Annotated in this window: 12 protein-coding genes; 4 read left to right on the forward strand and 8 right to left on the reverse strand. The window is 59.8% G+C overall.

Annotated elements, in window-relative coordinates; genetic code table 11:
- Positions 1 to 497 precede the first annotated feature (497 nt).
- The 4 genes from BMX75_RS14355 to BMX75_RS14370 all read left to right on the forward strand — a co-directional run bounded on the left by BMX75_RS14355 (position 498) and on the right by BMX75_RS14370 (position 4,474).
- Positions 498 to 1,217 (forward strand): Crp/Fnr family transcriptional regulator, encoded by a 720-nt coding sequence (locus BMX75_RS14355; RefSeq protein ID WP_092829052.1) that lies wholly within the window; start codon positions 498 to 500, stop codon positions 1,215 to 1,217.
- Positions 1,218 to 1,405: 188 nt separating this feature from the next.
- Positions 1,406 to 2,116: a Crp/Fnr family transcriptional regulator gene (locus tag BMX75_RS14360; protein ID WP_092829054.1), complete on the forward strand. Its 711-nt coding sequence runs from the start codon at positions 1,406 to 1,408 to the stop codon at positions 2,114 to 2,116.
- 283 nt (positions 2,117 to 2,399) lie between these two features.
- Positions 2,400 to 3,074: a response regulator transcription factor gene (locus BMX75_RS14365; RefSeq protein ID WP_092829056.1), complete on the forward strand. Its 675-nt coding sequence runs from the start codon at positions 2,400 to 2,402 to the stop codon at positions 3,072 to 3,074.
- Positions 3,071 to 4,474 carry a sensor histidine kinase gene (locus tag BMX75_RS14370; RefSeq protein ID WP_092829058.1) on the forward strand — a complete coding sequence of 468 codons (1,404 nt, stop codon included), beginning with the start codon at positions 3,071 to 3,073 and terminating at the stop codon, positions 4,472 to 4,474. Before BMX75_RS14365 ends, BMX75_RS14370 begins: the two co-directional genes overlap by 4 nt.
- Here the strand turns inward: BMX75_RS14370 and BMX75_RS14375 are convergent.
- From BMX75_RS14375 to BMX75_RS14410, 8 genes are all read right to left on the reverse strand, one after another.
- Complete coding sequence (locus BMX75_RS14375; RefSeq protein ID WP_092829060.1) at positions 4,419 to 5,438, reverse strand: AbrB family transcriptional regulator; 1,020 nt, start codon at positions 5,436 to 5,438, stop codon at positions 4,419 to 4,421. The genes BMX75_RS14370 and BMX75_RS14375 overlap by 56 nt on opposite strands.
- A complete protein-coding gene (locus BMX75_RS14380) occupies positions 5,438 to 6,949 on the reverse strand; it encodes a tripartite tricarboxylate transporter permease (RefSeq protein WP_092829062.1) in 1,512 nt (503 codons plus the stop codon). Before BMX75_RS14380 ends, BMX75_RS14375 begins: the two co-directional genes overlap by 1 nt.
- A gap of 12 nt (positions 6,950 to 6,961) precedes the next feature.
- Positions 6,962 to 7,417 (reverse strand): tripartite tricarboxylate transporter TctB family protein, encoded by a 456-nt coding sequence (locus tag BMX75_RS14385; protein ID WP_092829064.1) that lies wholly within the window; start codon positions 7,415 to 7,417, stop codon positions 6,962 to 6,964.
- 55 nt (positions 7,418 to 7,472) lie between these two features.
- A complete protein-coding gene (locus BMX75_RS14390) occupies positions 7,473 to 8,471 on the reverse strand; it encodes a Bug family tripartite tricarboxylate transporter substrate binding protein (protein WP_092829066.1) in 999 nt (332 codons plus the stop codon).
- Positions 8,472 to 8,874: 403 nt separating this feature from the next.
- Positions 8,875 to 9,621: an efflux RND transporter periplasmic adaptor subunit gene (locus BMX75_RS14395; protein WP_245748570.1), complete on the reverse strand. Its 747-nt coding sequence runs from the start codon at positions 9,619 to 9,621 to the stop codon at positions 8,875 to 8,877.
- 16 nt (positions 9,622 to 9,637) lie between these two features.
- Positions 9,638 to 11,596 carry a preprotein translocase subunit SecA gene (locus tag BMX75_RS14400; protein WP_092829070.1) on the reverse strand — a complete coding sequence of 653 codons (1,959 nt, stop codon included), beginning with the start codon at positions 11,594 to 11,596 and terminating at the stop codon, positions 9,638 to 9,640.
- A 12-nt stretch (positions 11,597 to 11,608) separates the two neighbouring features.
- The gene (locus BMX75_RS14405) at positions 11,609 to 13,759 is read right to left on the reverse strand and encodes a site-2 protease family protein (protein WP_092829072.1); all 2,151 of its coding nucleotides are present in this window, start codon (positions 13,757 to 13,759) and stop codon (positions 11,609 to 11,611) included.
- A 3-nt stretch (positions 13,760 to 13,762) separates the two neighbouring features.
- A complete protein-coding gene (locus BMX75_RS14410; protein ID WP_092829074.1) occupies positions 13,763 to 15,640 on the reverse strand; it encodes an efflux RND transporter periplasmic adaptor subunit in 1,878 nt (625 codons plus the stop codon).
- Positions 15,641 to 15,664: the final 24 nt, after the last annotated feature.

A 15,664-nucleotide genomic window follows, 5' to 3' on the forward strand; every position in this document is an offset into this window, starting at 1 on the left:
GAACGCACAGCGCCTTTTTTCCAATACGGCTGAATCAACAGAATCATTATGTCAGGCGCCTATGGATCATTTACTGACCAACGCTTAACGCGAGTGGAGTACCAACAATCGTGCGGAATATGTCAACGACGATATCGGAAAGGGTCGCGCTGCGTCCTGCAGCGCAAAGTGCAACATCCTGTCTAGGCAACTCCGTTGCCACACTGGTGAACATATTAAGCAATACACCCTTGGCAGACCGTGCGCTGGCGAACTTGGGGGATGAATATGTGTGAGGCCAGCGCCTGGCCCACCATTAGCTAACCGCGCCGCGGTTAATAGGCCTGATCCCATCGCCCTATGTGCGCTGGCGTACAGAGTACGCCCTTACGTCAATTATACTGAGGCTATACATGTCGATTAAACAGGACTGTGATCAAGACGCTTTTTTGACAGCTGCCTCAGGGACCGATTGGCGCCATACACTTTGCAACCGCGGGGGTTAGGAGATGTGTCCAATGTTTCAACCGCAGGATTTTAAAAAAAATGCGTTGCTTGGGTTACTGCCAGAAGAGGAGCTGACACGCCTGATGCCGCATCTGGAAAAGGTGACGCTTAAGCTTGGACAATCGCTGTGCGAATCCGGCCAGCAGATGAGCCATGTCTACTTCCCGCTTGATTCTATTGTCTCGCTGCTGTGCGTGATGGAGAACGGCTCCTCGACAGAAATCGCTGTCGTAGGGCATGAAGGTGTCGTAGGTGTTTCGCTGTTCATGGGGGGTGAAACGACCCCTAGCCGCGCGATCGTCCAAAGCGCTGGCGATGCCTATAGACTCAAAGGACAGGTGCTAAAAAATGAGTTCTATCGCGCTGGCCCCATGCAGCGGCTACTGTTGCGCTATACCCAGGCGTTACTAACACAGATGGCGCAAACAGCCGTTTGCAACCGCCATCACAGCGTCGATCAGCAGCTATGTCGCTGGCTGTTGCTGAGCCTCGATCGGCTAACAGGCGACGAACTGGTCATGACTCAAGAATTGATCGCCAACATGCTGGGTGTGCGTCGTGAAGGGGTTACCGAGTCAGCCGGCAAACTCCAAAAGGCGGGCCTCATTTCTTATCACCGTGGGCACATTACCGTTACCGACAGACCTGGTTTGGAGGCGCGTGTTTGCGAGTGCTATGCGGTGGTCAAGCGCGAGTACGACCGTCTGCTCAACCACCATCACGTGGCATGAGCATAAGCGGCTAACAAATAACCATTAATGGGTTATGTACGCTAGCGTGCCGACGCTTGATTTACCGAATGTTAATATGCCGCCATACCGTCAGGTCATCTGATGACGGGGTCTCAATCTGCAGCCGACATCGAAATGATATTTCCCCTCATTGTGCCGCTTGTCAGGTTTTATAACCGGAGAGGCGCATGACGTCTATTTTGCACGCTCCCGATGCTAATCAACTGCTAGCAGAGCTCCCGGAAGTCGAACGAAATGCCTTTATGGCCGACTGTGAGACCGTCGAACTGACGTTTGGCGATGTACTGCTGCAACCCACCGACACAATCGCCCACGTCTACTTCCCTATCGACAGTTTTATTTCGATGATTGTTGTGATCGATAACGACAGCCGACTGGAAGTGGCCATGGCTGGCCGCGAAGGCATGTTGGGGAGCTCCCTGATACTGGGCGTCGCCGAGGCGCCGTTGCTTGCCCTGGTTCAAGGCGCAGGCTCAGCGTTTCGCATCAGTGCCACCAACTTCCAACGTCGGCTACTCGACAGCCCCGTCCTACATCAGCGACTTAACCAATACCTCTACGTCGCCATGAATCAGCTGGCTCAGTCCACTGCCTGTATCCATTTTCATCAAATCGAGGCCCGTCTAGCGCGTTGGTTATTGATGACCCAGGATCGAGCAGGGTCTGATCAACTGCAGCTGACCCATGAGTTTCTCGCCATGATGCTCGGGGTCAGACGGGCAGGCGTCACAATGGCGGCGATCGCCCTGCAGGCGCGTGGCCTGATTGGTTATCACCGTGGCGCCATCACCGTGCTTGACCGGCCAGGCCTGATCGAGGCCGCCTGTGAATGCTATGTCAACGACTGCGCGCTCTATGCCAGGATAATGAGGCCCTGATATGGGGAAGATAGCGGGGCACCCGTTTTAATGGATGTCCTGTTGGGTCCCAGGCCGAGCATAACCTTCATCATATCATTGTGGTCTCGCAGAACGGCTGGACGGTCCTGCTCACTCGTCCCCTTTCACTGAGCATCATCACGCTTCCGACTCTGTTGCTGCTATCATGGCTCTAAAAAGCTCTGCGCATGCGCCAGCCATTGCCTCATCGATGCAGTTGGGTCGGGGCAGTCCCATCAGGATGGGAAATGTGCCGCCATGCGCTCGCATCACGGAAAGTGCCATGAAAGTTCTGATAGTCGAAGACAACAACAACCTGGCCTCATCTATGACGACCTTCCTAACCGAGGCAGGCTTTCAAGTAGAGGCCTGCGACGATGGCCAGGCCGCCGAACAGTGGCTTCGCCACCTCTCCTTCGACCTGGTCCTACTGGATCTCGGGTTGCCCAACTTGGATGGCATCCAGGTGCTGCGCCGACTGCGTGCCCGCCACGACAACACACCGGTGCTGATCATCTCGGCCCGGGGTGACCTTGATCAGCGGGTACTGGGCCTAGAGGAAGGCGCCGATGATTACCTGGGTAAGCCTTTCTCGCTTTTGGAGGTGGTAGCCCGGGCCAAAGCCTTGGTACGCCGCGCTAAGCAGTTCGGCGAGAGCAGCCTGCAGTGCGGCGGCCTGGTGCTGCCTCAGGACAGCCCCAGCGTGCTGGCGAATGGCGAGACGGTGGCACTGCATCGCCGCGAGCGGGAGGTGCTGGAGTACCTGCTGATCAACCAGGGGCGGCTGGTCAGCAAAAACCAAATTATCGACCGCCTCTCCGACCTGGACGATGCGATAACCCACAGCGCCGTTGAAACCTATATCTCACGGCTACGCAAGAAGATCGGCAACGCCGCCCAACTGCGCACCGTACGTGGCCTGGGCTATCTCCTAGATGCCGGTAACCACGGCCCATGACCTCGATTCGCGCCCGCCTGCTGCTGTGGATCGGCCTGCCTTTCACTCTGATAGGCATCCTGACGCTGATATTGAGCCAGGTGGTGCTCTCACGTCAGATCAACGAGACCTTCGATGCCATGTTGCTCAATGCCGCTGAGCGGATAGAGCGGCGCATCCATTCAGTTGATGGCGAGCTGCGCATCAATATGCACTACTTCAGCATCAGCACCCTGGGCAGCCGCGGCGAAGGCAAGATTTTCTACCGCATCCAAGACGATGCCGACACCATGCTGGCCGGCTTCGAGGGACTAGAAGGTCCCCCGACCAACGCCACCAGGCCGGTTTTCTATGATACCGCCTTTGCCGGAAACGAGCTGCGCGCCGTGGCGCTTAGCTTTCCAGTCGTCCGCGCCACCCATATTGGCAGCATCGAGGTGATCGTCGCCGAATCAACTGAAGCCCGCGAGAGCCTCATCAACGAGTTCCTGCTAACCCTCTCGGCGCTCACCGCTGTGGGCGGCCTCCTCGCAGTGACTATTGCCATGCTAGCGATCCATCGCGGCCTGGCACCGTTGCGATCTGTCAGCCGCGCGCTGCGTCAGCGCTCCCCTAATGACCTGGATGCCATCGAGACCCCGGTGCCGCGAGAGGTCAACACCCTGATCACCAGCATCAACGGCTTGATGGCACGGATGCGCCAGAGCATCCGCAACACGCAGCAATTCAATGCCGATGTCTCCCACCAGCTACGAACCCCTGTCTCGGAGATTCGTGCCCTGGCCGAGGTCACCGCGCGCCACTGTTCCGACCCGGCACTTCGCCGCCAGCTTGAAGAAATCGAGCGAATCGCAGAGGAGGCCGGTTATACGGTGCAACAACTGTTAACCCTGGCCAAGACCCGCCACGAGCTGGTAGATACCCAGGTCCTAACACCCGTGGTCCTCGGTGAGGTTTGTCGGGAAGCCTGTGCCGATGCAGCCGCTCGCATCTACCAGCGCGGCCAGGAGCTGGAATTCATCGAGCAAGAAACCGGCGAAGTGCTCGGTGACCCAGTGCGGTTGCGCTGGCTGATGCAGAACCTGATCGAGAATGCCAGCCAGCACGCCGGCGCCGAAGCTTCTTACCGAGGCACCATTCGAGTGCGCGTCTTCCAGCAGGATGGGGCACCGGCGCTGAGCGTCTCCGACGACGGGGTGGGGGTAGCCGTTGAGGATTTGTCACAGCTCACCGTGCGCTTCTACCGCGCCAGCCCAGACACTCCCGGTAGTGGCCTGGGTCTTGCCATCGTCGACGAAGTCGCCCAAGCCCATGGTGCCCGCCTCAACTTTGTTAGCTCTCCGGGCGAGGGGCTAACGGTCATGGTCATCTTTCCCCCGCGGCACGGCGACGACGCGCCCAAGCAATCAGCGGCGGGGTAAGCACGATCAAAAGGAGCAGCCTTAGCACATGGTGGGAGACCACATAGACGGGGTCGATATCCAAAGCGACGGCAATCACCGCCATCTCTCCCACGCCGCCAGGCAACATCGCCAAGAGCACAGCGGCAAAAGGCAGGTCGAATAGAAGTGATACCAACCAGGCAATAGGCAGCGCCATCGCCACGGCGTAGAGGCCGAACAAAGACCCGTAGCGCCCTATTTCGATCAATCGAGACCACTGGGTGCCTGCAAAACGCGAGCCGATCGAGCTGCCCAGCACCAGGAAGGTGAGGATCAGTAGCAAGTCCGGCAGCACGACGCCATAACCCAGGCTCGACATCGCCGTGCCAACGACGATAGGGCCAAGGAACTCCGGTATCGGCAAGTGCAAAAGACGCCCCAGCCACCAGCAAGCCGGCGCCAGAGCCAACAAGGAGAGCCCCGACCAACTCATCGCCTTGCCTTCACCCAGCATCACTCCCCCGACCAAATAGCTGGCCATCATTACCGCCGCTGTCACCACCATCACCAAACGAATGGCATGCGTAATGGCGATCCACCGCACATCAACGTTCATGCGATCGGCCATGATGAGCGCCCCGTTCATGCTGCCGGGAAACGAGCAGAACAGTGCACTGAGCCGGCTCATACCACTCAACGAGAAGAGCCAGCGGCCGCCCACCAGCATCAGGGCCATATACCCGAGCATGGCCAGCACACTCGGGTACCAGGCCGCAAGCTGCGAGAGCTCCGCCAGATCAATACGGTTGCCGATAAAAAGGCCGAGCATGGCGATGGAGCTACGGTGCAGGCGTTTATCGACCCCTGCCTTCATCCCTACCAGGGAGGCTACCAGCACCAGAAAAAGCGGCCCCAGCATCCAGGCCAAAGGCAAGGAAGCCTGAGAGGCGACAACACCTCCCAGGCCACCCACCAGCAGCGTTAGCATGGTGGTGCGAAGCATCACTCCGGGGTAACCGATGGTTTGGAGCGTTTATACAACCCCAGCAAGCGCTTACCGAACAGTGACACCAGCAGCAGGGCCAGAATGATCAGTGTCACAGGACGTTCCAGCATGTAGCTTAGGTCGCCGCCGCTGATCTGGTAGGAGTGCAGCAGGGATTTCTCCGCCATGGCTCCCAGCAGCATGCCGATCACCGCCGCCGGCACCGAATAGCCGTAGTGACGGAACAGCCAGCCGACCACTGCGAACACCAGGACCGTCACCGGCCCCGTCATGTTGCCGGTAAGGCCGAAGGAACCCATCACTGCCAGCACCAGCACCGAGGGTATCAGGTAGCGCATCGGCACCTTGATGATATTCGCCAGCAGTGGGATAAACAGCAAGCCGATGATCAACAGCAGGAACACCTGGGCGAAGTTGGCGAAGATAATGGCATAGACCACATCGGTCTGCTGGCGAATAAACTGTGGGCCGCCGGTGATGTTATGCATGGCGAAGGCCGCCAGCATTACCGCCGTGGCACCGCCGCCAGGAATACCCAGGGCCAGCAGGGTGGCCATGGAGCCCGCCTCTGAGGTGCTGTTGGCCGACTCCGAGGCCACCACGCCCTTGGGGTTACCCTTGCCGAAGGAGTCTGGATCCTTGTCGCGGCGCTGGGTCTCCACGTAAGAGAGCAGGTTGGAAACCGAGGAGCCCACTCCGGGTACTGCCCCCACGAAAACCCCGATCAGGCCGCCGCGAATCATCACCCAGGGATAGCTGAGGGCCAGCTTGAAGCCCTGGAATATCTCTGAAAGCTTGACCTTGCGGGAGGCTTTCGACTCGACGATAAACTCCTTGTTGGCCAGCTTGAACAGTTCCGAGGCCGCGAACATGCCCATCATGGCAGGAATCACCGGCACCCCGTCGAGCAGATAGGTCTGCCCCATGGTGCCCCGCGCCATGCCCAGCTCATTGAAACCGATGGTGCCAATCAACAGCCCCACGAAGCCAGCCATCAGGCCCTTGAGTACCTGCTCGCCCTTTAGGCTGGCGATCAGCGTCATACCCCACAGGATCACCGCGAACATCTCCGCGGGGCCCAGCTTCAGCACCATTAAGGAAAGCGGCTGGATCATCACCAAGAGAATGACGTAGCCCATCAGCGTGCCGATCACCGACGACACCAGTGCCACACCCAGGGCCTGGTTGTGCCGGCCCTGGCGCGCCATGGGATAGCCGTCGAAGGCAGTGGCGATGGCCGAGGAGGTCCCAGGGATATTCATCAATATCGCTGGAATGCCGCTCCCGAAGGAGCCCCCGGTGAAAATGGCGGTCAGGAAGAGCATCGCCTGGACGAAATCCATGTACAGGGTCATCGGTAAAAAGATCGCCATGGCCATGGAGATCTGCAATCCCGGCGTGGCACCGAAGATCAGCCCGATGACGATACCGGGCACCACCACCAACCAGGGGGAAAAATTCGTGAAGAGCAGAGCCAACCCCTGCTCGACGGCGACGAAATCGATCATGGTGTTACCCCCTTAGCCCGGTAGGATCAGCATATGCATGGGATAGGGCAGCATCTGCGCGAAGAAGAAGGCCACGCCGAACCCGAAGGCCAGGCTGTAGCCCCCCAGCAGCGGCCAGTGGCGCTCGCCCTTCATCACCAGAAAGGCAGCGATAAAGAGCACCGTGGCCACGTCGAAGCCCAGGGTCTCCAGGGAGAGCACATAGGCGGCGAACAGACCTACCACCGGCAGGGTGCGATGAAGCGCCTCACCTTCGCTCTCCTCTCGGATCAGCAGGGTGCCCCGCTTGAGGCGCAGCCCAACCTCCAAGGCCGCGATAACCAGCACCACAATGGAAAGCGGCAGTATCAACAGCAGATTCTGAACGGACGAGGAGACGCGGATAGCATCCAGCAGATACCACAGTGTAAAGCCGACCAGAGCCATGAGGACCAGCAGGTCCCCATAGTCGCGTTTATTGACGGACATATGACAACTCCAAGCACCCCGGCAGGCTTGCCAGGGTGCATTCACGCAGGAAGGATCAGTTGAGCAGGTCGGCGTACTTATCGAAGACCTCGAAGTTGGTGCGCATCAGTTCGTTGGAGCGCTCGGGCCCAACCCAAACCCCACCAATGTCACTGGACTCCAGCTCATCCTGGACCTCCTTGCGTGCCAGGGCGTTCTGGATCGCCCCAGAGAGGACCTCGTAACGCTCCGGGTATTGGCGCTCAGTCTCACTGGTAACCGCGAAGCCGCGCATGGAGCCCTGCAATACCGGAACCTCCAGGTTCATCGGCTCCAGGGCTTCATTAATGCTGGGGGCATCCCACTGATCAATGCGCTCCTCATTAACGATGGCCAACGGTGTCAGGAACTCGCGGATCCCCTCGCTGCCCTCGGCACTGATGGAGGTAAAATGTACCTGACCGCCAGCTACCGCAGAACGTGCCTCGCCACCGCTGTTATAGGTCACCAAGTTGAGATTATCCTGAGGGATGCCTGCCTCATCCAGTAGCATACGCACCATCAGGTGGCCCGCAGAACCCTGCACCACCGAGCCACGGACTTCGCCGGGATTATCGCGAATTTCGTCCAGTAACGAAGGCAAGTCTTCGAAGCCACTGTCTTTATTAGCGGCAATCAGGTCCAGATCAAACCACTGGAAGTTGATAAAGGAGAAGTCCTCGATGCCGTATTGAGCGCCCCCGGTAAGGATAGTGTTGGACAGATATGGCGCAAAGGTAGAAGCGTAGACGGTATAGCCGTCGTCTGGACGTGACAGAATGTAGTTCGCCGAGACCTGAGTGCCAGCCCCAGGGCGATTAGTGACGCGCACAGGCACCCCGAGTTCTTCAGCAAGGTGACTGGACATGGCGCGAGTCATGCGATCGGCACTCCCCCCTGTCCCAAAGCCCACCACCAGATCAATGGGACGATCCGGATAGTCATCCGCCACCACCGGGGTAGTCATCGCCAGAGAAGCCAGCATAGCCGCCGCGGCACTCGCTGCCAGCGTTTTTAAAGTGAATCGATCGAACATGGCGTATAAATCCTCATTGTTAGATTGTTTCCGGGGCCGTGCCCGGTAACCAAGAATCTAGAGGGTCAAACTGTCACCAAGCTTGCATAGAGCACATTTTCGACCAATGTCTAAATTGCACTCCGGTCACGGATCCATGGACTCCGTGACGATAGACATCTAAGTATCAGGTATAAGGTTTTTCTTCATTATCGTTATCGATCTTGCCTTGGCTCACCTCATCGCAGCGATTTTACATTGAAGAGGTGTCGCTGTTACTGGGCAGTATCATCGCTGAATTACTAAAGAAGTTAGCCTCTGTTGAACGCCCTTTGATAGCAATGTCCATAGAACTCGAAACAGTCATTTATCGCTTTTTTAATTCAAGCAATTTGATGAATTCGGCGATGCGCAAAGTACAATATTAGTATAACCGACAGTTTATCCCGGCCGGGATTTCGTCGTCGGGGTTGTCGAGTATCAACTGGATGATGAAGGTACCACTGGAAGCATCGATGATGCTGTCGACCTGAAACACCTCAGCGCTATATGACCGATCTACCGGACTTGCCAGCTCTACCTCAAGTACATCGCCGACAGATACTGCACCATAGGCCGCCAAAGGTAGCACCGCTTCGATTTTAAGCGGGTTCAACTGAGCCAGCTCTAGCACTGGGGTAGCATCAATGTATTCACCCTCTTCGGCATGCTGTTGGGTAATCATCCCGCTGAATGGAGCCTGGCTGGTGCGCTGGTCAAGCTGAGCACTGGCCAGCTCGCCTTGTAGTTGCGCCAGGCGTAGATCTGTCGTCAGCTCATCGACTTCGCTATCGCTGAGCATACCCTGTTCGATCATTCGCTGATTACGCTGTAGACGTCGCGAAGCATAGTCCCCCCGCGCTGCCTCGAGTCGACGGCTGGCCTGTTCCACTTCTCGCTTCAGCGTGAACAAAGTATCGCCGCGCTCGACGCTCTCGCCGGGGGCGACCTGAATCGCATCGACTATCCCCGGCAACTGGCTGGATAGCGTCGCCAGGCGGCTCGGCTCAACCAGGCAGCTGACGTCCTCGATACCCAGCGTCTCACCTGTCTCGGCATGGGCAGTGGGTACTCCAGCCAGCGCCGCCAGCGACGCGCACCAGTACAAGAGATGTGTATGCGTTGCTTTCACCTTAGCTCTCCTCGCGTTATTCACCTTTTCCGCTAAACCCAAGCAGATCATCTTCGCGCCAGTCATTGCGCGCCATACGCGCCCGTGATCTAGCATGACGTGCCTCGCGCCTCGACTGGGCGCGCCGCAGCCGCGCTACCGGACTGCCCGAGAAGGGCTGCCAATCATCTTCGAACTCGTCGAGCAGCCCATCCTCGACGCTAACGATAAACTCTACGCTGCCAGGATCTCCCTGCCGCGCACAGCGCCCGGCGATCTGGCGGTCGACCCGAGACGCGTCGTGATGACCGGCAATGATCACGTGTAGGCCGCCCGCGGCAGCGGACGCCGCATCGAGGGCAATATCGGTGCCTCGACCGGCCATGCTGGTGGCCACGGTGATGGCCCCGGCCACACCTGCGCGCGACACCACATCTGCTTCTTCGGCATCCTGGCGGGCATTGAGTGTAGTATGCGCGATCCCCTGTCGGTCGAGCTCGGCACTCAATGCTTCCGACTCGCCGAGGGTGACGGTGGCGATCAGCACAGGCTGGCCCTGGTCGGCGCGCTGTCGAGCATGCACCGCGACGCGCTGCCACTTTTCAATAATGGTGTTGACACAGGTGTGGCCGAGCCACCGCCGCCGACTGCGGCGGTGTGGAGGAATCGGCACCGTTCTCAGGCGGTAGGTGCGCCACAGTTCGTGGCGCACTTCATGGGCGGTGCCGGTCATCCCAGCGAGATGATGATAGCGTCGAAAAAAACGCTGGTAGGTCAGCCGAGCCAGAGTGACGTTGGGATCACTGGGCTCGCACCCCTCGAGACGCTCGATCATTTGCTGCAGCCCCTTCTCCCAACTGCGATCGGCCATCACCCGTCCGGTATGCTCGTCGATGATCTGAACCTTACCGTCACGCACCAAATAGTGATGGTCACGCTGGAAGTGGTAATGCGCCATCAGCGCCTGTTGCAGCAACCACTCGCGTCGCGAGCGTCCCAACCAGCCGCTGCTCTCATTGTTGCTGGCGAACAGCGACTCTGCCTGGTATTCAAGCCGCTCACGGCCGACGTCGGTAAGGTGCAGCCCGGCCTGTTCACGGACAAAGTCGAGCCCTTCGACGAAGTCCCCGGCCAGTGCCAGCAGCTCGTCTATCAGCTGCATATCGAGGGCATCCTGAGGAGCAGGGCCGGAAAGGATCAACGGTGTGCCTGCTTCGTCGAGCATCACGCTGTCAGCCTCATCAATGATCGCGTAATGTAGCCCGCGCAGCAGCAGGCGACGATGATCGAGGCGCTGCTGGAGGCGTGCCGCCTGTGCCATCAGCGGGCGACGGTCGTTGCCCAGTAGCTGGGTATCGCGGAGGTAATCGAACAGCAGTTCCTTGTTGGTGCAGTAGACCACATCGGCAGCATAGACGGCGCGTCGCTGTCGCGGGTTCAAGTCGTGGACGATACCGCCAACGCTGAGTCCCAGCGCAGTGTATATCGGACGCATCGACTCGGCATCGCGACCGGCTAGATAGTCGTTGACGGTGACCAGGTGAACCGGGATGCCTGCCAACGCCGCCGTGGCGGCCGGCAGGGTCGCCGTGAGGGTCTTGCCTTCACCGGTCTGCATCTCCGCCACCTGCCCCGCCAGCAAGGTCAAGCCCCCCAACAGCTGGACGTCGTGATGTGCCATGCCCAGCTCACGCCAGGCTACTTCGCGAATCAGAGCAAAAGCCTCGGCGGTGCGCCAGGGAGATATCCCCTTTGCCAGAAGCCGACAACGTAGGACATCGCGATAGGCATTGAGCCCGGCGGCATCGAGTTCAGCCACGCGACGCGCATGACGATGGATCAGCGGCAGCATGGCGCGTCTGGCCAGCAAACGCAGCCACCCCGGCCAGGATAGCCGTGCGCGTAAACGTTGCCAGGCTGGCTCCAGGCTGCCCGGCGGTTCGAAACGACGTTCCGGCCGATTGATCACATCGGCAGGCAGTTTCAGCAGTGCCATTCAGCGCCCTCGTCAAACATCGAAAAGCCTCAGGAAGGCGCGCCTCAGGCTGCGCCACAAGCGGTAACCGAGCGGCTCGGAGGGGTGCTCGATGCGGACATGGACGCGACTGCCGAGCTGCAGCATCGAGGCGTTATCCACCAGCGCCTCGGCACTGAAGTCGGCCAGATAGTGGCGCCGAAAGGCGGTTAGCGGCTGCTCTGCTTGTGGATTCAGGGCAACCTGACCACCGCCGTCGCGGGTTAGTATCTCACTGGGGATTTCAAACGTGGATCTAGGCGACACCCACTGCAGGTGCGATGCCAAGGTTGCGTCGCTGCCCGGTAGGCGCAACGCCACTGAAGTGGCATCGCTACGCACGGTTTCAGCGCGATGGGTAGGCAGAAGTGCGCGAATGCGCAAATCCTCGGGACGCACCACGGCACCGACCTCGGCGCCGCGCTCTAGATACATCCCCAGCGGCGGCTCGCCCTCGGGCATCAGCAGCAGGCCATCCCGCGGGCTGACCACACGGGTGGCCTCGACCCTCTGCTCGGCATCCTCAAGTTGACGTTCTACTAGTGCCAGGGTCTCGCGCAGGATCGCTAACTCACCGGCATCGCCGACGTTGGCGGTAAGCCGCTCAAGAGTCTCGCGGCGCTGCGCCTTGAGCAGCGCCACCTCGGTGCCCAACTCGGGGGCACTAAGCTCCATCAGAGTCTCGCCGCGGCGCACCTCGATACCGTTGTCGGCGTGACGAACCCTGAGTTCGCCGCTAGCTCCCAACCGCAGCTGGTTAGGGGCGGCCGTATCCACCACCCCATGCACATTAGTGGCGTAAGGTGCTGGCACCATGAACAGAAACAGTGCCAGCCCTGCCAGGGTGATCAGCAGCCAGCTCCAGGCCTTGCCACGCGATCCTTCCAGAGCGTCATCAGCAATCATCGTTTTCAACATCTTGATTAGAGGGAGCAGCAGCGTCATGGAGATCGACCAGATAGCAAGAATGATCCCCACAAACAGGTAGCGAGTAGCAACGAACACCGCAATGAACACCATGATCACCAGGCGGTAGGCGAACGAGGCTAGCGCATAGCTCACCAGCCAGAAGCTCTCGCGGCGCGTCTCCGCCTGGCTGGTGACCTCACGCCGCCCCAGGAGGTATCGCTTGACCAAATAGCTGACCTGCTGGTTGGCGCGGTTGAACAGATTAGGAATCTCGAGATAGTCCGCCATCACGTAATAGGCGTCAAAACGCAACAGCGGATTGCCGTTGAACAACAGCGTTGAGACCCCGGCGATAAGCATCACATTAAAGGTCAGCGCCCTCAATATACCGGGTTCTGCCATGACCCAGACGAACATTGCCAGCGACGCCAGGAACACCTCGACAAGAATGCCTGCGGCCCCCACCAGCATGCGTCGCGACTTGTCAGGGCATGCCGCCGCGGCGCTGGCATCGACGTAGGGCACCGGAAAGAATACCAGCAGCATGATGCCCACTTCATGCACCTCACCACCGGCGTCCTTGGTGGCCCAGGCATGACCGAGCTCGTGAATCACCTTTATCAGCGGGTATATCAGCACTAGCAATAGCAAGTTACCGACACTTAGCACGCGGTCTGCCAAGTTTTCAGTGAGCGCCGACCAATGAATGGCGGCGAGCAGCAGAGCGCTGGCCACCGTCGCCAGCCACAGCAGTCCGCCAATCGGACTGATCAGCGGTCTAACCAGGGGATAGCTGGCGGCCACAAAGCGTTCGGGGTCAACCAACGGGATACGGATGCCCAGCGGAGAGCGCAGCATCTGCAGCCACTTACTGCGCCGCTGACGGGTCTGACGCCGCGCCAGTTCGTCGACATCCACCTCGCCGTCGCCTGCCAGCACATTGGCACTGTGCAAGCGGCCAATCAGTTGCACAAGCTCATGCTGAGTCGGCATGGCGTCGCCTAGAGAATGGCTAACCTGCTCCCATATCTCGTGCAGCGTGCGTTGGCCATCCAGCCTGCCGATGATCTGGTAGGCCTCGGGTGTGAAACGATGTACCTGGCCGGTGATGTTATCGTAAAGCACGTACCAAGGCTCACCACGATACTCGTGGCGGTGCAAGGTAGTGTGTTGGCGCAGGCGCAGGCGTAGCTCGGCGACGCGGTGCCAATGCTGGCTGAACAGCGGACTGGTCATACGTCAGCCCCACCATCGCCACAGCGTCAGCCGCAGCCAGTCGACCAGCTCGCGGGTCCAGATACTGATCAGGCGCGCCTCGCCGACCTCGATCCTGCCTACCCCCTGCATCCCAGGACGCAGCTCACGCCCATTGCTCTCCAGGCTGGCTTCAACCACGAAGCGGCTACTGCCATCAGCACTGCGAGTCTGCGGGGTCAGCCGCTCCACTTCGAAGTTAAAACGCTCTCCGGTCATAGCCGCCAACACTAGCTCCCCCTGCTGCCCCTCAGCAATTGCGTCTATGCGGCCTTCAGGCACCTCAAGCTCGATGCGATAGGCATCCAGCGGCGACAACCTGAACAACTCTTCGCCCTGCTCGACCACTCCGCCCAGGCGCTGGGTGAGATCGCCGCTGACCACCCGTCCCGCGAAGGGGGCCACCAGCGAGGCCCGTGCCAGGCGTGACTCGACCAGTTCGAGACGCGCCTGGGCCTGATCCTGCTGGGCACCAATGACATTGACCGCGGCACGATCACCGGCGGCACGCTGCTGCTGCTCCTGGCGCGCGAGCTTGGCAAGCTCGCTCTGCCACTGCAGTTGCTCGAGCACCAGCTCGCGGGTATCCATCTCGGCCAGGGGCTGCCCAAGCTCCACAGTATCGCCAGGGCGCACCAAGGCATTGTCAATGTAGCCTCTGAAGGGGGCCGCCAGCACCTGCTGCTGGAGACTCTCGAGAGTGGCATCGGCGGCAACTTGTTCGGGGCCCGTTGCCAGGGCGGCAAAGCTTACTGCCCCCACCAGCAACAGACCCGCAAGCTTGTAGCCTAGATACCCCGGTCCAAGCAGCCGCTTGATCTGATTGCCCAGTGCTGCCACCAGCTTGATCGGCAGGGCACGGTCATTGAGGCGCTTCTCTTCCAGCGCCCGGGTGACAAGCGCCATCAGGCTCTCGAGTTCGGTAATCTCACTAGCACTGAACGGCGTGTCGCGCTCCAGCGTCACACCTCCCAGGGTTTTGCCATCATCAAGACACGCCACACTGAGCGACGCTTGAAGACCGCTCATAGTCAACAGCTCCCGATGGGCAAGCACCACGCGGTGGGCATATACCTGATCGACATCGTCATCCGGGGGCGGCATCGCCACACTGGCGCGCTGATCGAGGCATTCGTCCATCGCTGCCTCGGTGGCACGAATGCGGTTCATCTTGCGATTGAACTGGGCACTATGGGAAACCTGTACCACACGGCATCGACTACCGCGCCGCCAGCCCAACGACACCCTTTCGCAGCTGAGCTGCGACGCCAGGCGAGTCACCAACTGCATGCTTGCGGCATTGAAGCGATTTTCGGCGAGCACAGCAGCCAGCAGGTCGAGGTGCCGCGAAAGCGCCTGCTGGCGTTGACGACTGTCACGGTGGTAGCGCTGCAATGTGTCTCGCTGGAGTACCGCGACCCCCTCTTCGAGCCGCTGCATCAGCGGCATCAACGACGACTGCGCCTGCGCGTCGTCGCGCTGAGCCGCGGGCAGACTGACACGAAGCGCAACCGCACCTAGCAGCCCAACCCCAACCGCCGATGACGAGGCCTCATCAGTGAGATCCTCTACCGGATAGCCAATACCCAGCACGCCATCAGCAAGCTGGCTGACCAGGCCGCGGCCAGCTTGGCGCACGTTATCAGCCAGCTCAAGGAGTTCCTGACCGTCACCGCTGCTAGGCCACAGGGCCACTGGTAGCCACGCTTCTTGGCCATGTTGCCACAGCACCACACCCTCGGTGATACGTGCCCCTCCGGGCTGTGGCGCCGTCTCACAGTGGCGCGCTAGCCAGGCTTGAGCGCTCTCGGCGTGGGACTGCCAGGCCGAAATGGCCTGGCTGCCCGGATCACCCAACTGCATTCAGACTCCCGGGGTTACCTCGCT

The sequence above is a fragment of the Vreelandella subterranea genome (assembly GCF_900111305.1).
Lineage (GTDB): Bacteria > Pseudomonadota > Gammaproteobacteria > Pseudomonadales > Halomonadaceae > Vreelandella > Vreelandella subterranea.